22 protein-coding genes and 1 riboswitch are annotated in these 25,653 nt (G+C 64.7%); of the genes, 11 read left to right on the top strand and 11 right to left on the bottom strand.

Annotated features, from left to right (window positions below; all coding sequences use genetic code 11):
• Positions 1-15: 15 nt before the first annotated feature.
• The 3 genes from WC739_RS09215 to WC739_RS09205 all read right to left on the bottom strand — a co-directional run bounded on the left by WC739_RS09215 (position 16) and on the right by WC739_RS09205 (position 3,492).
• The gene (locus WC739_RS09215) at positions 16-1,134 is read right to left on the bottom strand and encodes an efflux RND transporter periplasmic adaptor subunit (protein ID WP_372952720.1); all 1,119 of its coding nucleotides are present in this window, start codon (positions 1,132-1,134) and stop codon (positions 16-18) included.
• A 344-nt stretch (positions 1,135-1,478) separates the two neighbouring features.
• Complete coding sequence (locus WC739_RS09210) at positions 1,479-2,261, bottom strand: 3-hydroxybutyrate dehydrogenase (protein ID WP_372952719.1); 783 nt, start codon at positions 2,259-2,261, stop codon at positions 1,479-1,481.
• Positions 2,262-2,403: 142 nt separating this feature from the next.
• On the bottom strand, positions 2,404-3,492 hold the full coding sequence (locus WC739_RS09205; protein WP_372952718.1) for a citrate synthase/methylcitrate synthase: 1,089 nt from the start codon (positions 3,490-3,492) through the stop codon (positions 2,404-2,406).
• Between the two features lie 79 nt (positions 3,493-3,571).
• Here WC739_RS09205 and WC739_RS09200 point away from each other — a divergent pair, with 79 nt between their 5' ends.
• A complete protein-coding gene (locus WC739_RS09200; protein ID WP_372952717.1) occupies positions 3,572-4,711 on the top strand; it encodes a citrate synthase in 1,140 nt (379 codons plus the stop codon).
• A 33-nt stretch (positions 4,712-4,744) separates the two neighbouring features.
• On the opposite strand, the gene phaR is transcribed toward WC739_RS09200, so the two are convergent.
• Complete coding sequence (gene phaR, locus WC739_RS09195) at positions 4,745-5,353, bottom strand: polyhydroxyalkanoate synthesis repressor PhaR (protein ID WP_372952716.1); 609 nt, start codon at positions 5,351-5,353, stop codon at positions 4,745-4,747.
• A gap of 298 nt (positions 5,354-5,651) precedes the next feature.
• Here phaR and WC739_RS09190 point away from each other — a divergent pair, with 298 nt between their 5' ends.
• From WC739_RS09190 to WC739_RS09165, 6 genes are all read left to right on the top strand, one after another.
• Positions 5,652-6,845: an acetyl-CoA C-acetyltransferase gene (locus WC739_RS09190; protein ID WP_372952715.1), complete on the top strand. Its 1,194-nt coding sequence runs from the start codon at positions 5,652-5,654 to the stop codon at positions 6,843-6,845.
• Between the two features lie 110 nt (positions 6,846-6,955).
• Complete coding sequence (gene phbB, locus WC739_RS09185) at positions 6,956-7,681, top strand: acetoacetyl-CoA reductase (protein WP_372952714.1); 726 nt, start codon at positions 6,956-6,958, stop codon at positions 7,679-7,681.
• Between the two features lie 670 nt (positions 7,682-8,351).
• The gene (locus WC739_RS09180) at positions 8,352-11,810 is read left to right on the top strand and encodes a helicase-related protein (protein ID WP_372952713.1); all 3,459 of its coding nucleotides are present in this window, start codon (positions 8,352-8,354) and stop codon (positions 11,808-11,810) included.
• A 28-nt stretch (positions 11,811-11,838) separates the two neighbouring features.
• Positions 11,839-12,225 (top strand): RNA-binding S4 domain-containing protein, encoded by a 387-nt coding sequence (locus WC739_RS09175; protein WP_372952712.1) that lies wholly within the window; start codon positions 11,839-11,841, stop codon positions 12,223-12,225.
• Positions 12,226-12,436: 211 nt separating this feature from the next.
• Entirely contained in the window at positions 12,437-12,775 is a 339-nt protein-coding gene (gene fdxA / locus WC739_RS09170) for a ferredoxin FdxA (protein ID WP_224662860.1), read from the top strand.
• Between the two features lie 369 nt (positions 12,776-13,144).
• Entirely contained in the window at positions 13,145-13,726 is a 582-nt protein-coding gene (locus tag WC739_RS09165) for a CarD family transcriptional regulator (RefSeq protein ID WP_006327799.1), read from the top strand.
• A gap of 80 nt (positions 13,727-13,806) precedes the next feature.
• On the opposite strand, the gene WC739_RS09160 is transcribed toward WC739_RS09165, so the two are convergent.
• The 3 genes from WC739_RS09160 to WC739_RS09150 form a co-directional block, all read right to left on the bottom strand.
• Positions 13,807-14,580, bottom strand: a complete 774-nt coding sequence (locus WC739_RS09160; protein WP_372952711.1) for an amino acid ABC transporter ATP-binding protein — start codon at positions 14,578-14,580, stop codon at positions 13,807-13,809.
• Positions 14,577-15,257 (bottom strand): amino acid ABC transporter permease, encoded by a 681-nt coding sequence (locus WC739_RS09155; protein WP_372952710.1) that lies wholly within the window; start codon positions 15,255-15,257, stop codon positions 14,577-14,579. The genes WC739_RS09160 and WC739_RS09155 overlap by 4 nt, the downstream gene beginning before the upstream one ends.
• 141 nt (positions 15,258-15,398) lie before the next feature.
• Positions 15,399-16,172, bottom strand: coding sequence for an amino acid ABC transporter substrate-binding protein (locus WC739_RS09150; protein ID WP_372952709.1), 774 nt, complete (start codon positions 16,170-16,172; stop codon positions 15,399-15,401).
• A 321-nt stretch (positions 16,173-16,493) separates the two neighbouring features.
• Here WC739_RS09150 and WC739_RS09145 point away from each other — a divergent pair, with 321 nt between their 5' ends.
• Positions 16,494-17,357: an RNA polymerase factor sigma-32 gene (locus WC739_RS09145; protein ID WP_372952708.1), complete on the top strand. Its 864-nt coding sequence runs from the start codon at positions 16,494-16,496 to the stop codon at positions 17,355-17,357.
• 7 nt (positions 17,358-17,364) lie between these two features.
• Here the strand turns inward: WC739_RS09145 and WC739_RS09140 are convergent, their stop codons facing one another.
• From WC739_RS09140 to thiB, 4 genes are all read right to left on the bottom strand, one after another.
• Positions 17,365-18,834 carry a M48 family metalloprotease gene (locus WC739_RS09140; protein ID WP_372952707.1) on the bottom strand — a complete coding sequence of 490 codons (1,470 nt, stop codon included), beginning with the start codon at positions 18,832-18,834 and terminating at the stop codon, positions 17,365-17,367.
• Positions 18,835-19,085: 251 nt separating this feature from the next.
• A complete protein-coding gene (gene thiQ / locus WC739_RS09135) occupies positions 19,086-19,871 on the bottom strand; it encodes a thiamine ABC transporter ATP-binding protein (protein ID WP_372952706.1) in 786 nt (261 codons plus the stop codon).
• The gene (gene thiP, locus WC739_RS09130) at positions 19,861-21,486 is read right to left on the bottom strand and encodes a thiamine/thiamine pyrophosphate ABC transporter permease (protein WP_372952705.1); all 1,626 of its coding nucleotides are present in this window, start codon (positions 21,484-21,486) and stop codon (positions 19,861-19,863) included. Before thiP ends, thiQ begins: the two co-directional genes overlap by 11 nt.
• Before the next feature lie 251 nt (positions 21,487-21,737).
• Positions 21,738-22,736, bottom strand: coding sequence for a thiamine ABC transporter substrate binding subunit (gene thiB / locus WC739_RS09125; protein WP_372952704.1), 999 nt, complete (start codon positions 22,734-22,736; stop codon positions 21,738-21,740).
• Between the two features lie 43 nt (positions 22,737-22,779).
• Positions 22,780-22,894: riboswitch (TPP riboswitch) on the bottom strand.
• Positions 22,895-22,981: 87 nt separating this feature from the next.
• On the opposite strand from thiB, the gene WC739_RS09120 reads away from it, so the two are divergent.
• The 3 genes from WC739_RS09120 to WC739_RS09110 all read left to right on the top strand — a co-directional run.
• The gene (locus WC739_RS09120) at positions 22,982-23,626 is read left to right on the top strand and encodes a thiamine diphosphokinase (RefSeq protein WP_372952703.1); all 645 of its coding nucleotides are present in this window, start codon (positions 22,982-22,984) and stop codon (positions 23,624-23,626) included.
• Between the two features lies 1 nt (position 23,627).
• Entirely contained in the window at positions 23,628-25,448 is a 1,821-nt protein-coding gene (locus WC739_RS09115; protein ID WP_372952702.1) for an ABC-F family ATP-binding cassette domain-containing protein, read from the top strand.
• Between the two features lie 18 nt (positions 25,449-25,466).
• Positions 25,467-25,653, top strand: a 187-nt coding sequence (locus WC739_RS09110) for a type II toxin-antitoxin system CcdA family antitoxin (protein WP_372952701.1), incomplete at its 3' end; no start/stop codon positions are given.

Genomic DNA, 25,653 nt, shown 5'->3' with positions numbered 1-25,653 from the left:
CCGCAGTGCAATCGGCTACTGCGTGCCGGCGGCCGCTTCGCCCAGCAGTTTCTGGATGGTCGCCTGGTCGGCCTCGACCGCCTTGACCATGTCGCCTTCCTTCACCAGTTCCTGGCCGGCGACGATAATGCGCGCATCGGCCGGGATGCCGCCAAGCACGAGGCCGGTCGGGGTATCGTCGACGAGGTCGATCGGGAAGAACACCACCTTGTTGTCCTTGCCGACGGCGCGGATGCCGAGATCACCCTTGTCGCCCAGCGTCACCACCGATCGTGGCAGCAGGACCGCGTCGGTCGGCAGCGCGCTGAGCGCGATTTCCGCCGTCATTCCGGCCGGCACGGAGCCGTCGGCATTGGGGATGGCGACCTCGACGCGGAAGGTGCGGGTCGCCGACGACGCATCGCGGCTGATGTAGCGCACGGTGCCTTCGACCGTCTGGCCGCTGACCAGCCGGACGGCGGCCTTGTCGCCGAGCTTGAGATAGCCGAGATCGCGCTCGCTGACTTCGCCGCGGGCAATCACCGGGTCGAGCTTGAGGATCGTCGCCACCTCGCCGCCCTGCATGATGGAACTGCCAAGTTCCACCGGCACCCGGTCGATGACGCCGTCGAAAGGCGCCTTGACCTCGTTGCGGTCGAGCTCGGCCTGCGCCGTTTCCAGGAGCGACTGCGCCGAGGTCAGGTTCGAACGTGCAGTGTCGAGCTGCAGCTTCGGCAGATTGCCGGTCTTGGCCAGCCGTTCGGCCGCGTCGAGTTCGGCGGCAAGCATCAGCACGAGATCGCCCGTCTTGACGTGCTGACCCTGCTTGACCGGCAGCTTGTCGATGACACCGGCGACCCGGGTCGCCAGCACGGCCCGCTTATCGGCCTCGGTCAGCCCGGAGATGCGGATGGCGCGAGCATAGGTCTTGCGCGGCGGCGTGACCACCGCGACGGTGCGCGGCGGCGCCTCCGGTTCGGCTTCTGCCGTCTTCGGCTTGTCCGCGCCCGGCGTCTTGGCCTGCTCGACCTCTTCCGCCTTGGCCTTGTTCGCCGCTACGCTGCCGACCGACGAAAATTCGCCCGTCGCCATCCACGCAGCGAAACCAACAAGCACAACAACGGCTGCAAGCTTATGAAACCTGAATTTCGGCATTGTCGTTTCCACTGTGGGTTCGGCACCGCGTCCTCGAGACGCGGGCGCGTCGCCGATATGGGTGCGCGCCGGGCCGTGTTCAAATCGCCGTGAACGGCAAAGCGGGCTTCTACATCAAAGTTGCACCGCAATATAGCTGGAAAGTTGCGAGCCTTGCGCGTCGCCATGATGGATCTGGCGGCCATACCGGCGCCTTTGCCGCCATCTGGCTTGTTGTGCAATCAAGAACGACGCCGTCGAACGCGGGTGGCAGCAGGCGTCAGCAGACTGCAAAATGCGTCAGGTTGGAACCAGGCGGGTTGGAGGCGGGAGCGCCACCGCATTCATGACACCGGCGCTGGTGCCTAGGCGGCGGTCCAGCCGCCATCGATCGAGATATGGGTGCCGTTGACCTGCGCCGCGGCTTCCGAACACAGGAACACCGCCGCCGCCGCGACCTGCTCGACCGTGACGAACTCCTTGGTCGGCTGCTTTTCCAGCATCACCTCGCGGATGACGGTCTCGCGATCCATCCTGTTGGCCTTCATCTGGTCGGGGATCTGGGCCTCGACCAGCGGAGTCAGCACATAGCCGGGGCAGATGGCGTTGCAGGTGATCTTGTCGCGCGCGAGCTCGAGCGCCACCGTCTTGGTCAATCCCATGATGCCGTGCTTTGCCGAGACATAGGCCGACTTGAAGGGCGAGGCGAGCAAGCCGTGCGCCGACGCGATGTTGACGATCCGGCCGCCACCCGCCTGTCTCATCAACGGGATGGCCGCCGCGATGGTGTGGAACGCCGAGGACAGGTTGATGGCGATGATGGCGTCCCATTTGTCCAGCGGGAAGTCCTCGACGGGCGCGACATGCTGGATGCCGGCATTGTTGACGAGGATGTCGACCGATCCGAAGATCTCCGCCGCCCGGGCGATCAGCGCCCGGCATTCGGCCGGGTTCGCCATGTCGGCCTTGATATAGGCGGTCTTGACGTTGTGCTGAGTGGCGATCGCATCGGCGACGGCATGGTCGGCTGGGGTGTCGGAGAAGGAGTTGACGACGACGGCATGGCCCTCGGCGGCCAACGCCTGGGCAATGGCCAGGCCGATGCCCGATGTGGAGCCCGTGACGACGGCGGTTTTCGTGATGGCCAAGGCGATATCCTCGAATGGTGGCAAGACTGTCTATATTGCAATGCAACATATACAGTCCACGCAACGCAAAACAGCGTTTCGCGCAGGACAAGGGCAAGAATTTTCGCCATGCGACCCACCAAGATGTCTCAGCGTGGTTGTCTCAGGCGGCGAGATCGGGCACCGGCCCGATATAGCGCGATTGCGGGCGGATCAGCCGTCCGGTCGTCTGCTGCTCGCGCGCATGCGCGATCCAGCCGGCGACACGCCCTGCGGCGAAGACGTTGCTGAAGGCCTGGCTTGGGAAGCCTGCCGCCTCCAGCACCAGCGCGGTGTAGAACTCGACATTGGTCTGCAGCGACCGCGACGGCTTGGCGATACGCAGCACCTCGAGCGCCGTTTGCTCCACTGTCTCGGCGAACGCCAGCCTGTGGCCGGACGGGCCTTCGCCGCCGAGCTGCCGCACCACCGCCTTCAGCACGTCGGCGCGCGGGTCGCGCACCCGGTAGATGCGGTGCCCGAAGCCCATGATGCGTTCGCCCCGCGCGATCTCGTCGCGCAGCCAGCCGGCGGCATCGCCATGCGCCTCGATCGCATCCAGCATCTCGATCACCGGACCGGGCGCGCCGCCATGCAGCGGCCCTTTGAGCGCGCCGAGCCCGGCCAGCACGGAGGATGTCAGGCCCGCCTGCGTCGAGGCGACGACGCGGGTGGCGAAGGTCGACGCATTGAGGCCGTGATCGGCGACGGTCACCAGATAGGTATCCAGCGCTCGCGCCAGCGCCGGCGACGCAACCGTGCCCTCGAGCATCCGCAACAAGTCCGCGGCATGATCGGCCCGGATGTCCGGCGCGATCGGCCGCTCGCCACGCTGCAGCCGCAGCAGGGCCGGCGTCAGCACCGCCGGGGCCGCAATCAGCCGCAGCCCATCCGTCAGCGTGTCGCCTTCCGGGAGCATCGCCATGCCGGCGCGCATGGCGCTGTAGGTGTCGAGCGGCGCCAGCAGGGGAAGTGAGGGCACGAGCCGCTCGAACACCTCCCCGCGCGCCCCGCCCAATCCCAGCGCCAGCTCCGCGTCGCCAGGAAGGTCATCGAAAAACCCATCGAGCAGCAGGCGAGCCACTCGCGCGAAGCTCCAGCGGCCGGCCAGTTCCGAGAGCGAATGCCCCCGGATCGTCAGTCGACCGCCAAGACCATCGACATCGGACAGCACGGTTTCCGCCGCCACCACATCGTCAAGCCCGTTCGCCATTGCCTGTCTCCTTGAACCGTTTCCGGATCGGAGATAAGGCTGGGCGAAATTCTCATCAATCTTGATCAAGTGAATCAATATGTCGGAATGGCTTTCCCGGGACGAAGCGCTGGACCGGCTCAAGGTGCGGGCACAGACCCTATACGCCTATGTCAGCCGCGGCCGCATCGCCATGCGGCCCGACGGGGCGGATCCACGCCGCAGCCAGTATCGCGCCGATGACATCGCCGCGCTGGCCACCCGCCGGGCACGCGGACGCAGCCCCTCGGCCATAGCCGAAAGCGCCATCGCCTGGGGCGAACCATCGATCGTCACCGCGATTTCGACCGTATCGCACGGCCGACTTATCTATCGTGGCCAGGACGCCACCGCCCTGTGCGAGCAGGCCACGCTGGAAGACACCGCAGCCGTGCTCTGGGATTTGCCTGAGCCGCCGGCTTTCGAGACGCGCTCGCCGGATGAGACCCTTGCAGACGGTCGCGGCTCGGCCTTCGCCCGCCTTGCGGTGCTTGCCGGCCAGGGGCGTCCATCGCTCGGACGCGGCGCCGCCTCGTTGCATGCGGACGCCGCGCAAGCGGTCGGCGTGCTGGCTGGCGCTGTGGGCGCATCGACGAAGCCGGAGCCCGTCCACCGGCGATTGGCGCGAGGCTGGGGTGCGGACGCCGGTGGCGCCGAAGCGATCCGCCGCGCGCTTGTCCTGCTCGCCGACCATGAACTGAACGCATCGACATTCGCCGCCCGCGTCGCCGCCTCGACCGGCGCGCCGCTGGCGGCCTGTCTCCTGGCCGGTCTGGCGGCATTGTCGGGGCCACGCCATGGCGGTGCCGGCGAGGCCGTGATGCGACTGGCCGAGGATGCGGCCAGGCATGGCGCCGATGCAACGATCGGGCGCTGGCTCGATCATGACCGCCCCTTGCCGGGATTTGGCCATCCGCTTTACCCTGAAGGCGATCCACGGGCAGCGGTGCTGCTGAGCGCGATCGAGATCGACGACACGTTATCATCGCTGCGCGACGCTGGCCTTGCCGCGACCGGCGCGCGCCCGAACATCGACTTCGCCCTCGCCGCCCTGACGCGCGGCCTGAGCCTGCCGCCCGATGCGCCCTTCCGCCTGTTCGCACTCGGCCGCAGCGTCGGCTGGGCCGCGCACGCCGTGGAACAGATAACGAGCGGAAGCCTCATCAGGCCGCGCGGCCGCTATGCGGGATCGCTCCCTTAGATGCTGGCTGCCGGATCTTTCGATCCGGACCTGTCACGACATCGTGTCGAGCTTCCGCTGCATGGCGGCGATCTGCTCTTTCAGTTCCTGCAAATCGTCGGGCTTGTCCGCCGGTTCCTTCCGGGCCGGCTCGGCCTGGGCGGCGGCCGGCGCGGCGCCCCCGGGTGGAAACGGGGTGAACAGCCGCATCGCGTTCTGGAACATCTCCATGTTGCGGCGCGTCTGCTCCTCCAGCGCCTTGATCGGCGTGGTGATCTTCATAATGTCCAGCGGCGACTTGCCGATCGCGCCCTTCATCTGTTCGCGAAAGCGCTCCTGCTCCTTGGAGAAAGCGAGCATCGACTGTTCGAGGAAGCTCGGCACGATCATCTGCATCTGGTCGCCGTAATAGGCGATCAGCTGGCGCAGGAACGGGATCGGCAGCATGTTCTGCCCATCCTTGTTCTCGAGTTCGAAGATGATCTGGGTCAGCACCGGATGTGTGATGTCGTCGCCGGTCTTGGCGTCTTGGACGGTAAAGTCCTCGCCCTTCTTGACCATCTCGGCGAGATCCTCGAGCGTCACATAGGTACTGGTACCGGTATTATAGAGGCGGCGATTGGCATACTTCTTGATAATGATCGGATCGTCTTTAGCGGCCATCCGCATCCTCCCGGGACACCGGCGCGCCTCTTAGTAAGCCGCCGATAACGATTGTGCCTTTTTTAGGATATGCGCAAAAGCCTCGTAATTCCAAGCAGTTTGTGCAGTGCGGGATCATTAAATGCTGCATGGCCGGCAAAATTATGCTGCGCAGCAATGGACGGGCCGCCCTGACCCCAGGGCCCGGCCTGCCCCCGGCACAATGGCCCTACGCCCATTTCCGGTTTGACTCGGGTTCTGGAAAGGGCAAGAAAAGTCCTCAAACGCAGAAACAACAGCTTGAAGTCTGGAGAAGAAAATGTCCGCTTCCATCGTCATTGCCAGTGCCGCGCGCACGCCGGTCGGATCCTTCAACGGAGCCTTCGCGACCACTCCGGCGCATGAACTCGGCGCCGTCGTCATCAGGGAGTTGCTGTCACGCGCCGGTGTGGAAGCCACCGAGGTCGACGAGGTCATCCTGGGCCAGGTGCTGACCGCCGCCCAGGGCCAGAACCCGGCCCGCCAGGCATCGATCAATGCCGGCCTCCCCAAGGAAACCACCGCCTGGGGACTCAACCAGGTTTGCGGCTCGGGCCTGCGCGCCATTGCGCTGGGCATGCAGCAGATCGCCGCCGGCGACGCCAAGGTGATCATCGCCGGCGGGCAGGAATCGATGTCGCTGTCGGCGCATGCCCAGCACCTGCGCGCCGGCGTCAAGATGGGCGACTTCAAGCTTATCGACACCATGATCAAGGACGGATTGTGGGATGCCTTCAACGGCTATCACATGGGCAACACGGCCGAGAATGTCGCACGCCAGTTCCAGATCACCCGCGACGACCAGGACCAGTTCGCGCTCGCCTCCCAGAACAAGGCCGAGGCTGCGCAGAAGGCCGGCAAGTTCAACGACGAGATCGTCGCCGTCACGCTGAAGGGCAAGAAGGGCGACACCATTGTCGACCAGGACGAATATATCCGCCACGGCGCGACGCTCGACGCCATGACCAGGCTCAAGCCGGCCTTCGACAAGGACGGCACGGTTACCGCCGCCAACGCGTCGGGCATCAACGACGGGGCCGCCGGCGTGGTGCTGATGAGCGAAGCTGAGGCGGCGCGGCGCGGCATCACGCCGCTGGCGCGCATCGCGTCCTGGGCAACCGCCGGCGTCGATCCGGCGATCATGGGCACAGGGCCCATTCCCGCCTCGCGCAAGGCCCTGGAAAAGGCAGGCTGGTCGGTCGGCGATCTGGACCTCATCGAGGCCAACGAGGCCTTTGCCGCCCAGGCCTGCGCCGTCAACAAGGACATGGGCTGGGATCCCTCGATCGTCAACGTCAATGGCGGTGCCATCGCCATCGGTCATCCGATCGGCGCCTCCGGCGCCCGCATCTTCAACACATTGGTCTACGAAATGCGCCGTCGCGGGGCGAAGAAGGGCCTCGCCACGCTGTGCATCGGCGGCGGCATGGGCGTCGCCATGTGCGTCGAGGCGCTCTGTCAAGGAAGTGCGTAGCGAATAGGAGTAGCGAATAGGGGAGAATGGCGTCAGCGCGAAGGGGCATCAAATCCCCACCCGCTATTCGCTACTCCCTATTCGCTCTCCGACCAAAGGGAGGGAATACCATGACCAAGGTCGCAATCGTCACGGGCGGATCGCGCGGCATCGGCGCCGCGATCTCGATAGGCTTGAAGAACGCCGGCTATTCGGTTGCCGCGAACTATGCCGGCAATGACGAGGCGGCGGCGAAGTTCAAGGATGTCACGGGCATTCCGGTCTACAAATGGTCGGTCGCCGACTATGATGCCTGCGCCGCCGGCATTAAACAGGTCGAGGCCGATCTCGGCCCTGTCGCGGTGCTGGTCAACAATGCCGGCATCACCCGCGACGCCATGTTCCACAAGCTCACCCGCGACCAGTGGAAAGAGGTCATCGACACCAACCTCTCCGGCGTCTTCAACATGACGCATCCGCTGTGGGGCGGCATGCGCGACCGCAAGTTCGGCCGTGTCATCACCATCTCCTCGATCAACGGCCAGAAGGGCCAGGCGGGCCAGGTCAACTATTCCGCCGCCAAGGCCGGCGACATCGGCTTTACCAAGGCGCTTGCCCAGGAGGGTGCCCGCGCGGGCATCACCGTCAATGTCATCTGCCCCGGCTACATTGCCACCGAAATGGTGAAGGCCATCGACGAGAAGGTCCTCAACGAACGGATTATCCCCCAGATCCCGGTCGGCCGCCTGGGCGAACCGGAAGAGATCGCCCGCTGCGTCGTGTTCCTGGCCTCGGAGGATGCCGGCTTCATTACCGGCTCCACGCTCACCGCCAATGGCGGCCAGTATATTACCTGAGACATCATATTACCTGAAGACGGAGCCGCTATTCCGCTCGAGCCTATACCGGCCGATGTCCCGATCCGGCACGCAGTGGTTAACGGCATCCGGGTCTCCTGTGGGTAACTTGCCTGCAACCCTGTGGAGTCTCGGTGGACAAGCTGTGGGCAACGCAAGATGTTGGGGTGAACAAAGCAAGAAAAGGGCGGCATGTCTGATTCGTCGCCGTTTCGTTCCGGCTTTGGCCAGAACGTTAACAGTGGTCGCGGGAATGTGCTCAAAAAGCCTTAGTGCGAATTAGGAAAGATGAACAATTTCATAACTTTGCACGAGACACGGCAAATCGCCGCGACTGCTCTTGGCAAAGGTTAATGAGACCGCGCTCCTCGCATAAAACGGGCCAGTTGGACGATTCAGCATGTGGTGAGACTCGCGGTCGCAAAATCCACATATAGCCGTGAACAAAAGCTGAATCCGCAGAAGTCACTGATTCGTCGCCGATTCGTTCCAGACTCGTTCCAACCGTTAACCGGCTGGTGCTTGGGGGCTTGACACACGCCCCTTTCGAACAGCCCGCGGAACATTCCGCTTTCGCTTGGCACTCTAAATCCCTATGTGTCGGCTGTCATACGCGCCATCCAGGGCACGCTCCCGACAACCAGAGGCCAGAAGCCTTATTTCCAGGTCGATGAACATTCAATCGAAACCCGCCGAACCGCTGATCCTGTCGGGCCGCGACGTGACCGCCGTGCTTGGGCCGACCAACACCGGCAAGACCCATCTCGCCATCGAGCGCATGGTGGCGCATGAGAGCGGCATCATCGGCCTGCCGCTCAGGCTGCTGGCTCGGGAGGTTTACAGCCGCGTCTGCGAAAAGGTCGGCGCGCACAAGGTCTCGCTCATCACCGGCGAAGAAAAGATCCAGCCGGCAGGCGCGAAATATTCGGTCTGCACCGTCGAAGCCATGCCGCGGACCACCGACGCTGCTTTCGTCGCCATCGACGAGGTGCAGCTCGCCGGCGATCTCGAGCGCGGACACATCTTCACCGATCGCATCCTGCACCTTCGGGGTCGCCAGGAAACGCTGCTGCTCGGTGCGGCCACGATGCAGGGGATCCTCCAGCGTCTGCTGAGGGGCGTCTCGGTGGTGACGCGGCCAAGGCTGTCGCATCTGGCCTATGCCGGATCGAAGAAGCTGACCCGCCTGCCGCGGCGCACGGCGATCGTCGCCTTCTCCGCCGACGAGGTCTATGCCATTGCCGAACTGATCCGCCGCCAGCAGGGCGGGGCGGCGGTCGTGCTTGGCGCCCTCAGCCCGCGCACCCGCAACGCCCAGGTGGCGTTGTTCCAGTCGGGCGACGTCGACTATCTCATTGCCACCGACGCCATCGGCATGGGCCTCAACCTCGATCTCGACCATGTCGCCTTCGCCCAGAACCGCAAGTTCGACGGCTTCCAGTACCGCAACCTGACAGCGGCGGAGCTTGGCCAGATCGCCGGACGCGCCGGCCGGCATCTGCGCGACGGCACTTTTGGCGTCACCGGCCAGGTCGACCCACTGGACGAGGAGCTGATCAAGAAGATCGAGGGCCATGATTTCGAGCCGGTGAAGGTGCTGCAATGGCGCACCGCGCAGTTCGACTTCGCCAGCCTCGACGCATTGAAACGCTCGATCGAAACCAACGCCCCGGTCGAAGGCCTGACGCGCGCGCTGCCGGCGGTGGACGCCCAGGCGCTTGGATATTTGTCTCGCGACGAGGATATCCGCGCGCTGGCCACCAATGCCAAACGCGTCGCGCTGCTGTGGGAGGCCTGCGCGCTGCCGGACTATCGCAAGATCGCGCCGGCCCAGCATGCGGATCTCATCGCGTCAATCTATACTGACCTTGCCCGGCACGGCCATGTCGACGAGAATTACATGGCCGAACAGGTGCGCCGCGCCGACACCACGGAGGGCGACATCGACACTCTGTCGCACCGCATCGCCCAGATCCGCACCTGGACCTTCGTGTCGAACCGGCCCGGCTGGCTGGCCGATCAGGCACACTGGCAGGAAAAGACGCGCGAAATCGAAGACAGATTGTCCGATGCGCTGCATGAGCGGTTGACGAAACGCTTCGTAGACCGCAGGACTTCCGTCCTCATGCGGCGCCTTAGAGAAAATACCATGCCTGAAGCCGAAATCAGCCCTACCGGAACCGTCCTCGTCGAAGGCCACCATGTCGGCGAATTGCAGGGGTTCCGTTTCACCGCCGACCAGACCGCCGGCGGCGAGGACGCCAAGGCAGTGCGCACTGCCGCGCAGAAGGCGCTGGCAGCCGAATTCGAGGCGCGTGCCGAACGCTTCGGCGCCAGCGCCAATGGCGACATCGCGCTCGGCTCGGATGGCACGTTGCGCTGGATCGGCGCGCCGATCGGCACACTGGTCTCGGGCGAAGACGCACTGAAGCCGCGCCTCGTGCTGCTGGCCGACGAGCAACTCACCGGACCGGCGCGCGACAAGGTCGCCGCGCGCGCCGAGCGTTTCGTCAATTTCCAGATCGAGTCGCTGCTGAAGCCGCTGGTCGACCTGAAGAACGCCGACCAGATCTCCGGCATCGGCCGGGGCATCGCCTTCCAGCTGGTCGAGAATTTCGGCCTCATCAACCGCCGCGATATCGCCGAGGAGATGAAGTCGCTCGACCAGGAAGGCCGCGCCGCACTTCGCCGGCTTGGCGTGCGTTTCGGCGCCTACCACGTCTTCGTGCCCGCTTTGATCAAGCCGGCGCCCGCCGGTCTGGTGACCTTGCTTTGGGCGCTGAAGAATGACGGCAAGGACAAGGCCGGCTTCGGCGACGTGGTCCATGCACTTGCCTCGGGCCGCACCTCGGTGGTCATCGACCCGGCCTTCGACAAGGCCTTCTACAAGCTTGCCGGTTACCGCAATCTCGGCCGCCGTGCCGTTCGCATCGACATATTGGAGCGGCTGGCGGACCTGATCCGTCCGGCGACCAACTGGAAGCCGGGTCTCGGCCAGCGCCCGGACGGCGCCTATGACGGCCAGTCCTTCATGGTGACGCCGCCGATGATGTCGATTCTCGGCGCCACAGCCGACGACATGGAAGAGATCCTGAAGGGCCTCGGCTACCGTGCCGAACCGAAACCGGCCGCCGAGGTCAAGGCACGCCTGGAAGCGCAGGACAATGCCGCCCGCGAAGCGGCCGCTGCGAAGCTCGCGGCGGAAGAGGCCGCGCGCGCCGAGCAGGCCAGGGCTGCGGAAGCTGCAGCAACAGATGCGGCGGCTGAGCCAGCCGTCGAGGGTTCGGAACCGGCTGCCGCCGAGGCCGCCGTCGAGGCTCCGGCCGAGGTCACCGCGGAAACGGCAGCAGAGCCTGTCGCGGAAGAGCCGACCGAAGCTCCAGCGGAAGTCACGGAAGAGATTGCGCTGGTTGCAGAAGCCATTTCTGACGCCACCGCCATCGAAGGCGACAGTGCTCTCACCTCCCCCTCGACGGGGGAGGCCGCGGCGCGAAGCGACGCGGGTGATGGCGCCGACGGTGCAAGGGATGCTGGCGAGGCCAGCGATGCAGTTGGTGCTGACGATACCGTTGCTGCCCCCACCCCGGCGCTTCGCGCCGACTCTCCTCACGAGGGAGAGGTTGAGGCCGGCGAACCCGTGGCAGAAGCCGAAGCGCCCAAGCCGATCTTGCTGTGGCGCCAGGGCCGTTTCGAACAACGTCCCCGCCATCACGAGGGCCGCAACAATCGCCAGCGCAACGGGCAGGCGCGTGGTCGCGGCACTGCACCGGCAGCCGACGGCGCCGCAGCACCGGCCGCTGCCGCGCCCGGAGAGCGTCCGGCTCATGAAGGGCGGCGCGATGGCGCGGGCAAGCCCCGCTTCGACCGCTCCAAGTTCAAGCCCAAGCCGCAGGCCGAGGGCGAACAGCGTCGTGACGCCCGCCCGCAAGGCGAGCGGCCGGAGCGCCGCGAAGGCCGGCCCGACTGGAAAGGCGGCAGGCCGGAAGGCAAGGGCGGTCGCCCCGAGCAGGTCAAGGGCGGGGCGAAGCCGGCCTTCCAGGCCAAGCCTCGCGAGGAGCGCCCGGTGCGCTTCGATCCGGACTCGCCCTTCGCCAAGCTCGCCGCCTTGCGCGACCAGCTGAAGAAGTAATCACGGCTCCGCTCCGATGGTTGCCCCAATGGCCGCCAGGGACCGCCAGCGCATCGACAAATGGCTGTTCTTCGCGCGCGCCGTGAAATCGCGTTCGCTGGCGGCAAAACTGGTGGTTGCCGGTAGGGTCCGCATCAATCGCGACAAAGCATCGCAGGCTTCCGCTCAGGTCAAGCCTGGCGATGTCCTGACCATCACGCTCGAGCGGCGGATCTTCGTCTGGAAAGTGCTGAATGCCGGTGTCCGGCGGGGCCCGGCCGAGGAGGCGCGGACCCTCTACGAGGACATGTCGCCGCCGCCCGTTCCCAAGGGCGATGCCCTTCCAGACGCCATTCCGGCGCTGCGCGAGGCAGGCAGCGGCCGGCCGACCAAGCGGGAGCGCCGCCAGACCGATCGCTTGATTGGCGAGGACTGATGGGACTGCTCGCCCGAAGCGCCGCGCTTTAGGCAAAACCCAACCGCAAACACGGCGCCCGCTCGACATCGCCGGCATGCTCCATGTCCGTCGTCGGGAATTCCATTCCGCAATGCCCGTGCAACCGGCAATGGCCGCCCTTGCAAGCGACGGCCAAAGACGTTACCTCACGCAAAAAGCCCAGCAAAACGGGACATCCCGGAGCCGATCGATGACCTATGTCGTGACCGATAATTGCATCAAGTGCAAATACATGGATTGCATCGAGGTGTGTCCGGTCGACTGTTTCTACGAAGGCGAAAACATGCTCGTCATCCATCCCGACGAGTGCATCGACTGCGGCGTCTGCGAACCGGAATGCCCGGCCGACGCGATCAAGCCCGACACCGAGCCGGGCCTCGACAAGTGGCTGCAGATCAACACCGAATATGCCGACAAATGGCCCAACATCACGGCCAAGAAGGATCCGCCTGCCGACGCCAAATCCTTCGATGGCGAGGCTGGCAAGTTCGAGAAATACTTCTCGGCGGAGCCTGGCCAAGGCGACTGACAGCGCGGCCGCAAAGGCCGGCGTGACGCTGCGTAAGAGGTATGTTTCGTCACCCGTCTTGACAGGCGGTGCGAAGCCGTGGCCTTCGCGAATGCAGCAAAACCTTGATTCTTCCGACTTTTTGTGTTACATGAGCGAAACATGCCGGTGACACAACGTCGATTTATGGCGCAGACGCCCCAAATCACTGAAAGGTGAAAATCCCATTCCGGACCAGAGCGATCTGGGCCAGGCGGTCGCAATCGTGCGGTTTGCCGGTCCCGGCCTTTCCGGTGGGTTCATCTGTTGCGCGGCTAACGATCGGTTTCCCCGATCGCGCGAGTTCGGACCGGCAGGACGCCGGTACCACAACAAGGAGTTCAGGGCGTAATGGCAACAATCACCCCGCAAAAGAAGTCCACCGCTGCGCGTCATGGTTTCAAGACCGGCGAGTACATCGTCTATCCGGCGCATGGTGTCGGCCAGATCGTCTCGATCGACGAGCAGGAAGTTGCTGGACACAAGCTGGAACTGTTCGTCATCGACTTCCAGAAGGACAAGATGCGCCTGAAGGTGCCGGTCGCCAAGGCGACCTCCATCGGCATGCGCAAGCTGTCGGAAGAGGATTACGTCGAGCGCGCGCTGAAGGTCGTGCAGGGCCGCGCCCGCGTCAAGCGCACCATGTGGTCGCGCCGTGCGCAGGAGTATGATGCGAAGATCAATTCCGGCGACCTGATCTCGATCTCGGAAGTGGTGCGCGACCTCTATCGCGCCGACAACCAGCCGGAGCAGTCCTATTCCGAGCGTCAGCTCTATGAGGCGGCACTCGACCGCATGGCCCGCGAGATCGCGGCCGTCAACCGCATGTCGGAAACCGAAGCCGTGCGCCTGATCGAGGTCAACCTCAACAAGGGCCCGAAGCGCGGCGCCAAGGCCGACAACGAGGAAGCCGAGCAGGAAGAAGCCGCTTGAGCTTCGCCGCCTCTGAGTTCATGAAAACCCGGCCTCGCGCCGGGTTTTTGTTTTTCGGACATTCGAAATGAGGGCCGCGCCTACGCCTGGCCGCCGCCTTCCTTCTCCGCCTCCTGCTTCAGCGTTGCGATGAAGCGCTTGGTCCGCTCCTGTTGCGGCCTGTCGAACAGCACGGCGGATGGTCCCTTCTCAACGACAACGCCGGCATCGAGAAACACCACTTCCTGCGCGATCTTGGACGCCAGGCGCAGATCATGCGTCGCCATCACCATGGTGGTGCCTTCGCTGGCGAGTTTTCCCAGCACATCGACCACCTCCTGCGCCAGCTCCGGATCAAGCGCCGAGGTCGGTTCGTCGCACAGCAGCACCTTGGGCGACGGCGCCAGTGCCCGGGCGATCGCCACACGCTGCTGCTGGCCGCCAGACAGCGTTGCCGGCCAGGCGTCGGCCTTGTGCGCCATGCCGACCTTTTCAAGCAAGGCAAGCGCCCGTTCCCGTGCCTTTTCCGCTGGCCATCGCAGCACCGTCACCAGCCCTTCCATGACATTCTCGATCGCGGTGCGGTGCGGGAACAGCTGGAAGTTCTGGAACACCATGCCGGTCTGCAGGCGCAGGCGCTGGATGTCGCTGGACGAGACTCGGCCGCCGGGCCGGAATTCAAGCGCCTCGTCGCCGATGCGCACCGTGCCCGAAGTCGGAATCTCCAGCAGGTTTATGCAACGCAGCAGCGTGCTTTTCCCGCCGCCCGAAGGGCCGACCAAGGCGGTGACGCTGCCTTCGGCGATCGTAACAGTAACCCCCTTCAGAACGAGATTGTCGCCAAAGCGCTTTTCGATGTTGCCGAGGCTGATCATGAGCGCGCCTCCAGGAAGCCGCCATAGCGGTTGAGCCGCGTCTCCAGCCGCGCCTGCAAGGCCGACAGCACCGAGCTCAGCGCCAGATAGAGGATCGCCGCTTCGACATAGAGGATCAGCGGCTCGTAGGTGGTGGCAACGATGCGTTGCGCCGCCTGGAACATTTCCGGCACCGTGATGGCGGCCGCCAGCGACGTATCCTTGACCAGAGAGATGAAGGTGTTGGAGAGCGGCGGCACGGCGACCCGGCCGGCTTGCGGCAGGATAGTGCGCCGCATTGCCTGGCTCCACGTCATGCCGATGGAATAGGCGGCTTCCCACTGCCCCTTCGGCACCGAGCCGATGGCCGCACGGATGATTTCCGACGTGTAGGCGCCGACATTGAGCGTGAAGCCGATCAAGGCCGCAGTGAAGGCGTCGAGCAGGATGCCGACAGAAGGCAGGCCGTAGAAGATCAAGAACAGCTGCACCAGCAGCGGTGTGCCGCGGAAGATCCAGACATAGAAGCGCACGAGCGCTGCCAGCGGCCGCGGGCCGAACAGCCGGCCGAGCGCTGCGCCCAGGCCGACAGTCAGGCCAAGCACGAAAGACAGCAGGGTCAGCGGCACGGTGAAGATCAACGCCGCCCACAGCAGCGAAGGCAGCGACTCCAGCATCAGTTGCAGCCAGTGCGGCACGAATGGTCCTCCAAAATGAGCGGCGCGGCTTTGTCAAAGCGGGCTACGGGCGCGCCATATCACGACAAAAGCGGCGAGCCGTCAAAGACGGTCCGCCGCTGGTCGGGTCGTACGGACCGCATCCGGCCCGGGCACAAATCGTTATTTCGAGACGTCCTGGCCGAAATAGGTGTCGGCGATCTTCTTGTAGGTGCCGTCGGCCTTGATGTCGGCCAGCGCCTTGTTGATCGCGGCAACCAGTTCGGGATCACCCTTGCGCACGATGACGCCGGAATAGTCGGCGTTTTCCTCCTGCGCGGCGATCTTCACATTGGCGTCCGGCTTGTGCTTCTTGAAGTCGAGGAACGACAGGCTGTCATTGATGGTGGCGTCCGCGCGGCCGGTCAGCAGCAGCTGGATCGACTGGTCGAAGCCGTCGGTGCCGACGAGCTCGGCGCCATTCGTCTCGGCCAGCTTGCCGAAGTTCGAGGTCAACGACTGCGCCGACTTCTTGCCTTTGAGATCGGCGAAGGACTTGATGTCGGTGTTGTCACCGCGCACGATCAGCACCGCCTTGGAGGCGATATAGGGATCTGAGAAATCATACTTGGCCTTGCGGGCATCGGTGATGCCGACTTCGTTGATGACCGCGTCATAACGGCTGACGTCCAGGCCGGCGATCAGCCCGTCCCATTTGCCTTCCAGGAACTCGGCCTTGACGCCAAGCTTGTCGGCGATTGCCTTGGCGATCTCGACATCGAAACCGACAAGCGCTCCCGAGGCATCATGATAGGTGAACGGCGCATAAGTGCCTTCCGTGCCGACCTTGAAGACGCCAGCCTGCTTGATCTGGTCGAGATTGGCGCCGGCGTGGCCTGCCGTGACGGCCAGGGCTTGCAGTGTTGCAGCGGCGATAAGCGACTTGAGCCATTTCATATTTACGTGATCCCGTCCTTGGCCTGATGTCAGGCATGCTGTGAGCGCTGGAAACTGACAGATGCTGGTCGAAATAATAAGGAATGGATTTTCAAAAACGGGTTATTCCTGGAATCATATACTCCATTCCATACTTATTGACGATGCTTGGGCACCCAGCCCCTCCGCGCCGACCTCTCTGGGGCAAGCATTTCACTCCGAGGCGGGCGCGGAACCATGTCGCGCATGACACGTTTGGCAGTTCTAGGGCGGAGCGTTGCCATTTCAACCCGGCGCTAGCCAAGATCGACAGGTCATCCGCGCTGAGCAAGGGAGCGTCCCATGATGGAAGACACTGCAGGACGGACCATGGTCCGCGCGGCGATGCGGGCTCCCTACCTTGAACGCGATGAAGAGCATCGGCTCGCGATGCGCTGGAAAGACGACAACGACCAGAACGCCTTGCACAGCATAACCGTTGCCCATATGCGGCTGGTGATCTCCATGGCCTCCAAGTTCCGCCACTATGGCCTGCCACTCGGCGACCTGATCCAGGAAGGGCATGTCGGCCTGCTGGAGGCCGCCGCCCGTTTCGAGCCGGAACGCGAGGTGCGCTTTTCGACTTATGCGACCTGGTGGATCCGCGCCTCCATGCAGGACTACATCCTGCGCAACTGGTCGATCGTGCGCGGCGGCACGAGCTCGGCGCAGAAGGCGCTGTTCTTCAACCTGCGTCGTCTTCGCGCGCGCCTGGCCAACGGCCCGGAACCCTTGTCCAACGCCACGCTCTATCGGCAGGTGTCGGAGGCACTGGGCGTGTCCGAAGCCGACGTCGCGATGATGGATTCGCGCCTGTCGGCGCCCGACTCTTCGCTCAACATGCCGATTGCCGATGATGCGGGTTCGACCGAGCGGATGGATTTCCTGGTATCGGACGATCCGCTGCCCGACGAGGTCGCCAGCGACACGATCGATGTCGAGCGCCGTTCCGCCTGGCTGAAGGCAGCGCTTCACGCACTGAACGCCCGCGAATTGCGCATCATCGAGGAACGCAGGCTAAGTGACGAGGGCGCGACGCTAGAGGCGCTGGGCGAAACGCTCGGCATTTCCAAGGAACGCGTCCGCCAGATCGAAGCCCGGGCGATGGAGAAGCTCAAGATCGCGCTGGTGAAGCAGAACCCTGAATTCCGGGCGAATGCCGCCTGAGGCCTGCTTACTTGTCGGTGACGATCTTGACCTTGTCGCCGGCCGACACCGCGGCTCCCGGCGATAGCGCGTTGAGGACGCGGAAAAGATCGAGCTTGCGGTCCACGCCCACCATTTGCGCCGCCAGGGTTCCCATTGTCTGACCGGGCTGCACGGTGAGCACGCGAATGTGCAGAGGCTTCAAGGCCGCCTTCTCGGCGTCGCTCAGCACACGGAACGAGCCGCTGACCGATCGTGCCACGCTGGACAGTGAGGTGCTTGCCGATGGTGCGGCTGTCAACAGCCTGTAGACCTGGCCACCAGCACGGATCACCGCGATATCGAACTGCCAACCCTCGGCGCCGGCATGCGCAGTGGCCGCCTCGTTGCCGTTGATTGTTTCCTGCCTGACGGAGCTGCCATCCAGACCTGCCACCCAGCCGCTGCGGATATAGTCGGTCAGCGCACGGTTCTTATCGATCGACACGCCGTCGAACCGGATGGCAATGTCACCCGGTCCGGTGGCCGTCACGGCTGCAGCCGAATTGTCGATGATGAAGCCCTCGGGCACCGAGAACGACACGCCGAGACCCGGATGCAGGAAGGTTTCGCCGCGCACATAGCCTTCCTCGGGCGTATCGCCGTAGAGCAGGCCATCAATACCGGCGAGGAAGGAATCGCGGTCGCGCGTGCCGACTCCGGGCGCGCCGAACTGGCGGGCGTGGCGCTGCGCCAGATCGATGCGCTGCGGCGTGTTGGGATGCGTGGCCAGGAAGTCGAGGCTGGCATCGGTGGCGCCGCTGATGGAACGGAAGTCGGTGTAAGCCGACATCGACTGCAGGAAGCGGCCGGCGGCGAAAGGATCATAGCCGGCTTCGCCGATCGATTTGATGCCGATCGCGTCGGCCTCCAGCTCCTGGTTGCGCGAGAACTGCGCGAGCCTGAGCTTGCCCCGGATCAGCGCCGCCTTGGCGGTCGGGCTGTCGCCGAGCACGTCGGAGACGACCTTGGTCGCAAGGCCTTCCTCGGCTTCGAGCTGCTGGCGCTGCAAGCCATGGTTGGCGGTAACGTGGCCCATCTCATGCGCGATCACCGCGGCCAGTTCGGCCGAATCATTGGCCAGCGCCAGCAAGCCTCGCGTTATGTAGAGATAGCCGCCGGGCAGTGCGAAGGCGTTGACATTGGGCGAATTGAGGATGGTGATGCGGTAGGTCTGCGTCGGATTGGCCGACACCACGGTTAGATTGCCGACCACCTTGGCAACCATGCGCTCGAGCCTCGGATCCGAATACTCCCCGCCATATGTCGCCAGGATCCGCGGATGTTGCGCCTTGGCGAGCTCGGCCAGCTTGTTGTTGGCGCCGACATTGTCGACGGTGATCGGCTTGTCGGAAGGTTGGAAACCGGATTCCTGGACCTCGGGAGGCGTGAACATCTGGCAGCTCGCCAATGCCACGGCAAAGCCAGCCAGCGCGAGGAAGCGCGCCAGCGGATTCATTCGAGCTCTGTCAACGCCGATCGCCAGAACGGCTTCCTTTCAGGTCCCACGCATGACGGCAAAAACCTGACGATCTTCGCTTCATGCGCTGCTTTCAAACTGCCACGGCATCCGTCGCGCGTCCCTCGGGGACGGGCGGCGGATGCCGTGGGAAATCACGGCCTGTGCCAGACCGATAGGGCGGACCTAGCCACACTACCCTGGTCATGGCAAGCAAGCGTCACATTGCCTGCAACCGGTTTGACCGTAAATTATGTCCGCTTCCGGGCAATATCTCGTGATCCGGAGTTCCAGGCGTTCGCGCCGATATAGCGCCGAAACACATCCGGACCAGCCCCGGCAAAGAAATCGTCCGCCGTGCCGGTGGCAGCGACCACGCCATTGTCCAGGAACACCACATGCCCGGCGATGCGTCCCGCATCCTCGGGCTGGTGGGTGACGAACAGAACCGTCATGCCGCGTTCGGCATGAACGGCCGCGACGAGATCGAGCATGTCGTCGCGCAGGGCCGGCCCAAGCGACGCGAAGGGTTCGTCGAGCAGCAGGACCGGCCGGTCGCGCACCAGAACGCGGGCCAGTGCGACGCGCTGGCGCTCGCCGCCGGAGAGTTCGCGTGGCAGCCGTTTCTCCTTGCCAGCAAGGCCGGTGCGTGCGAGCGCATCACTGACGGCCGCGCGGTCGCCTTCCGTCAACCGCAGCGACGGCGAGCGCCCGAGCCCGGCGTTCTGCTCGACGGAGAGATGGGCAAAGAGGTTGTTTTCCTGGAACACCATCGACACCGGCCGCGCCGACGGCGGTTCGGCGCTGACATCGGTTTCGCCGATCAGCACACGGCCGGATGTCGGCCTCTCGAACCCCGCCACCAGGTTGAGCAGCGTCGACTTGCCCGAACCGCTCGGCCCCATGATGGCGGTGATCTTCGCGGCGGGGAACGCGACGTCGAAGACAAGCGGCGCCTCGCCATAGCTGAAGGACACCTTCTCCAGCTGCACCGGAACACCCTTTTGAAGCCTGCCGGCCACCCCGTCAGCCGTCATGGTTTCTTCCCCTTCCAAGCCGGTCCGCCACCACGACAAGGGCAAGGCAGACGAAACCGAGCAGCAATGCCAGACCGGCGGCATCCTGCGTGCGGTAACTGCCCATGCGCGCCAGGATAAGGTAGGGCAACGTCCGCACGGAATCGCTGCCGAACAGCGCGATGACGCCGAGATCGCCGAGCGACAGCGCCATGGCGAAGGCAAAGGCGGTGGCGAGCGGCCGCCGCAACGACGGCCAGTCGACCAGGATGAACCTGTTCCAGCCGGCGATGCCCAGTTGCGCGCAGAGCCGCTCGTGACGCTCGCTCGCCGCGTCATAGGCGGGGCGCACGGCGCGTAGCGCGAAGGGCATCGCCATCACCGCGTTGACGGTCACGACCATGACCGGCGCGACGGCAAAGGCGTCGCCGGAATGGCGCAGCAACAGGAACCAGCCGGCGCCGATGACGATCGGTGGCACGACGAGGACAAAGCCGGCACCCGTATCCGTGGCGTGTTCCAGCAGTGTCCGGGCGCCGGCTGCGCGCTTCAGCGCCAGCGCCCGCCGCGCCATGGTCAGCGCCACCGACAGCATGACCGAGAGCAGCGCCGACAGAAAGGCCAGCCCTACGCTCGTCAGCGTCGCCTGCCGCACCGCAGTCTCGCCGGCCAGTCGGCCAAGATCGGCGCCAAGCCCGGCGGTCACCGTCGCCGCCATGGGTCCGACGACGAACAGCAAGGCAAGCATGATCAGCAGGGCGTTCAGCCAGGTCTCGGTCCCGTTGACCGAGAGGTAGCGGCGCTGCGCCACCGGCAGATTGGTGTCGCCGACAATGTTGGCGCCAAGGCGCGTCAACGCCAGCACCACGACGAAGGTCAAGGCGATCTGCAGCAATGTCAGCGTCACCGCCCGTGCCGGATCGAAGTCGAAGCGCAGTGCCTGGTAGATGCCGACCTCCAGCGTCGTCGCGGCCGGCCCGCCGCCAAGGATCAGCACGATCGTGAAGGACGTGATGCACAGCATGAAGACGAGCCCGGCGACCCCGGGCAAGGCGGCGCGCAGCGTTGGCCATTCGATCAGCCGGAAGGCAGGCCCCGCCCCCATGCCAAGCTGGCTCGCCAGCCGCCATTGATCCGTGGGAATGGTCCGCAGCGCTTCGAGCAACAGACGCACGCTGAGCGGCAGGTTGAAGAAGACATGGGCGACGAGAATCCCCGACAGACCATAAATGCCCGGCCAGCCCCCGCCGCCAACCGTGCTGAACAGACCGGCGAAATAGCCGGCGCGGCCATAGAGCGCAAGGATGCCGAGCGCCGCGACGATGGCCGGCAGCGCCAATGGCACGGCAAACAGCTGCAGGATGAAGGCGCGGCCAAGAAAGCGTGGATGCCGCGACAGGGCGCGCGCCACGAACAGTGCCGGGACGACCGAAAGCAGGGTCGAAAGCGCCGCCTGCCACAGCGTGAAGCGCACGACGCGCAGCAGATAGGGATCGAAGGCTGCCCATGCGCCAGAAAAGTCAGAGGCGCCTTCGAAAATCAGGCCGGCAAACGCGCCGCCAATCAGCAGCGCGATCGAGGCAAGCGCGACAATGCCGGCGGTGATGCGGGGGTCGGTCGGATGGCGCGTGCGCATCTCGCGCTATCCAACACTGCGGGTGTTGATCGAGGGAAATGCTTGGCGAAGGTCGAGTTCCCGCCCACCCCCCTCTGTCCTACCGGACATCTCCCCCGCAAGGGGGGAGATTGGCAACGTCCACGCCCCGCTCATTTCTGCAAGGCTGAAGATTGGCGAAAGCGGCAGAGCGCTCAATCTCCCCCCTTGCGGGGGAGATGGCCGGCAGGCCAGAGGGGGGTGCCTTGGCGCAAACATGAGAGACTTGAGCTTTACTTGCTCATCACCGCCAGCCATTCGTCGACCCAGGCCTTGCGGTTGGCCGCGACCTCCTCGGGGCTGAACAGCAACGTCTTGGTCGGTTTGACCAGTCTGTCGAAGGCCGGGTTGAGCGGCTTGTCGGTCTTGCCGGCCGGGAACATCCAGTTGGTTTCGGGGATGGCGTCCTGGAACTTCGGTCCGGTCATGAAGGCCAGGAATTTTGCCGCCAGCGGGTTCTTCGCCCCTGTCGTGGTGATGCCGGCGACCTCGATCTGCAGGTACTCGCCCTCCTCGAAGGACGCCGCCTGGTAGCGCTGCGTGTTCTCGGCGACCATGTGGTAGGCCGGCGATGTTGTGTAGGACAGAACCATTGGCGCCTCGCCCTTGGTGAACAGGCCATAGGCCTCGCTCCAGCCCGGCGTCACGGTCAGCACCTTGCGCTTGAGCTTGGCCCATGCTTCCGGCGCCTTGTCGCCATAGACAGACTTGACCCACAGAAGCAGGCCGAGGCCTGGCGTCGAGGTGCGCGGATCCTGGATGACGATCTTGTCGTCGGCGCTGCCCTCGACCAGTTCCTTCAGGCTCCTGGGCGGTGTCTTCAGTTTCTCGGTGTCGTAGACGACGGCGAAATAGCCATAGTCGAACGGCACGAAAACGTCGTCCTTCCAGCCGCCCGGCACATTGACATCGCCGACCCCGCCATGCGGCGTAAACAGGCCGGAAGCCTTGGCATCGGCGGTCAGATTGGTGTCGAGGCCAAGCACGATGTCGGCCTTGGTCGATGCTCCCTCGAGCTTGACGCGGTTGAGCAGCGCCACGCCATCGGCAACCGAGACGAACTCGACATCGCAGCCGCATTCGGCCTCGAATTCCTTCTTCACCACGGGACCGGGACCCCAGTCGGCGGTGAAGCTCTCATAAGTGTAGACGGTGAGCTTGTCCTTGGCCAAGGCCGGCCCGGAGACCGTCAGGGCGATGGCAGTGAGAACGGAATAGTAAAGCGTGCGCATCGGCGCCTCCTTCGTTCGAATTGAAAGGAATTGAGGCGTCGGACAGTCCGAAGCGTCTAATCCCTCCGCCGGTACAAACCGGATCAGGTTCAGCGGGTTGGCGAGATCGCCTCTCAGCCGGTCCGCGAAGATCGCGTCCGGCACCCCGTTAGAGCGCTTCGACACATAGGCCCGGCCGATCAACCGCGCAAGGGGGAGTTTGCCGCCTTCCGTTTCCGGTGCCGGGCTGGTAAGGGCCACACGATATGAGCACATTCACCATCCTGCTTGGCGGCGATCTCATCGGCACGCCACGGCTCGACCGTCAGGTCGAGGGTTCCCGGCTTATCGCCGCCGATGCCGGCATCGGCCATGCGCGGCTGTTGAGGCTTGTCCCGGAACTGTGGGTGGGAGATTTCGATTCGGTGCCGGCCGATCTGCCCGAAGAGCTCGCTTCAGTCCCCCGCCGGACCTTTCCCGCTGAAAAGGACAAGACCGACGGTGAACTGGCGATCGCGGCGGCACTTGAGCGCGGCGCCACCCGTCTTGTGCTGGCCGGCGCCTTCGGCGGCAAGCGCGCCGATCACGCCTTCCTGCATCTGGCGCTGGCGCTGCGGCTTGCCGAGGCTGGAACGAAAGTGCTTCTGACCAGCGGCGCCCAGGAAGGCGTCCCGCTGCTGCCCGGGAAAGCCAGGTTTGACCATGCCGATGGCACGCTGTTGTCGATCCTCGGCTTTTCCGAGCTCGCGGGCCTGACCGTCACCGGCGCCAAGTGGCCGCTCGATCGCGTCAACGTAGCGTTCGGGTCGTCGCTGACCATTTCCAACGAGGTCAGGGGCCGCCTCGAGATCGAGCTCGGCCACGGCCGCGCGCTGTTGCTTACCCACCCCTATCCCCTGGCTGAAAGCTGACATGGCTCCACCTCTTCTCAACCTCGACGGCATAAAGCTGACCTTCGGCGGCACGCCGCTGCTCGATGGCGCCGCCCTGGTCGCCTCGGCCGGCGAAAAGATCGCGCTGGTCGGCCGCAATGGGTCGGGCAAGTCGACGCTGCTGAAGATCGCCGCGGGCCTGATCGAGCCTCAGGACGGCGAGGTTTTCCGTCAGCCGTCGGCAACGATCCGCTATCTGCCGCAGATGCCCGATATGGAGGGATTCACGACAGTCCGCGCCTATGTCGAGGCGGGGCTTGGCCCGGCCGACGATCCCTATCGCGCCAGCTACCTGATGGAACATCTCGGCCTCTCTGGCGAGGAGCGGCCGAACGATCTTTCCGGCGGCGAGGCCAGGCGGGCAGCGCTTGCCCGCGTCATGGCGCCGGAACCCGACATCCTCCTGCTTGATGAGCCGACCAACCATCTCGATCTCGCGGTGATCGAATGGCTGGAAGACGAACTCGTCCGCACATCCTCGGCGCTCATCGTCATCTCGCACGACCGCCGCTTCCTCGAGCGCGTGTCGCGCGCCACCGTGTGGCTGGACCGTGGCCAGACCCGCAGGCTGGACAAGGGCTTCGGCCATTTCGAGGAATGGCGCGATCTGGTTCTGGAAGAGGAAGAGCGCGAACAGCACAAGCTCGGCCGCCAGATCGTGCGCGAGGAGCACTGGCTGCGCTATGGCGTGACGGCACGACGCAAGCGCAACATGCGGCGGCTTGGTGAACTCCAGACCATGCGCAAGGACTTTCGCGGCCATCGCGGCGCCGAGGGTTCGGCGACCATGGTGGCCAGTGACGCCGCCGAATCCGGCAAGCTGGTGATCGAGGCGAAGAATATCGAGAAGAGCTTTGGCGAGCTGACCGTGGTCAGAGGATTTTCGACCCGCATTCAGCGCGGCGACCGCGTCGGTCTCGTCGGACCGAACGGCGCCGGCAAGACGACGCTCTTGAAGATGCTGACCGGCGAGTTGAAGCCGGATGCCGGTTCGGTTCGGCTCGGCACCAATCTGGAGATCGCCACGCTCGACCAGAAGCGCGAGGCGGTCGATCCGCAGGAGACGCTGGCACAGTATCTCACCGACGGGCGCGGTGAGAACCTCGTCATCAATGGCGAGCAGCGTCATGTCGTCTCCTACATGAAGGATTTCCTGTTCAAGCCGGAGCAGGCGCGCACGCCCGTGCGCGAGCTTTCCGGTGGCGAACGGGCGCGTCTGCTGCTGGCGCGCGTGCTGGCGCGGCCAGCGAACCTCCTGGTGCTCGACGAACCGACCAACGATCTCGACATGGAGACGCTGGAACTGCTGCAGGAACTGGTCGCCGGCTTTGCCGGCACTGTCATCCTGGTCAGCCACGACCGCGATTTCCTCGACCGCACGGTGACCAGCATCATCGCGCCCGACGGCGACGGCCGCTGGATCGAATATGCTGGGGGCTATTCCGACATGCTGGCGCAGCGCGGCGGCACAAGGCTCGAAGACCGCAAGGCCCGCGCCAGGGCCGAAGCCGGCGATGCGCCGGCGTCCGGCAAGAGCGATCCAGCCCCACAAAGAGGGCCGGTGAAGAAACTGTCGTTCAAGCAGAAGTTCGCGCTGGAATCGCTGCCCAAGAAAATGGAAGCGGTGACGGCGTCGATCTCGCGGCTGGAGAACAACATCGCCGATCCCGCCTATTACGAGCGCGATCCGGCCTCGTTCCAGAAGACCATCGCCGCCCTCGACAAGGAACGCGCGACGCTGGCGGCGCTGGAAGAGGAGTGGCTGGAACTGGAAATGCTGCGGGAGGAGATGGAGGGGTGAACGATTGCGTGGGTTCTTATGCGCGTACACTATGCGCATAAGAGAGGTCATCCCATGCTCCAATCGACGCCAAAATCTCAGAGGACGTCCGTCAACACGTCCATTGACTCGCAGTTGATCAAAGACGCCAAGGCACTGGGTATCAACATCTCTCGCGCTGACGAGGCAGGTATCGCGAAAGCGATAGCGGCGGAAAAAACGCGTC

The sequence above is a fragment of the Mesorhizobium sp. genome (assembly GCF_041661565.1).
Taxonomy (GTDB): domain Bacteria; phylum Pseudomonadota; class Alphaproteobacteria; order Rhizobiales; family Rhizobiaceae; genus Mesorhizobium.
Note: the sequence above shows the minus strand (reverse complement) of the source record. Positions and strands in the feature narration are given on the sequence as shown.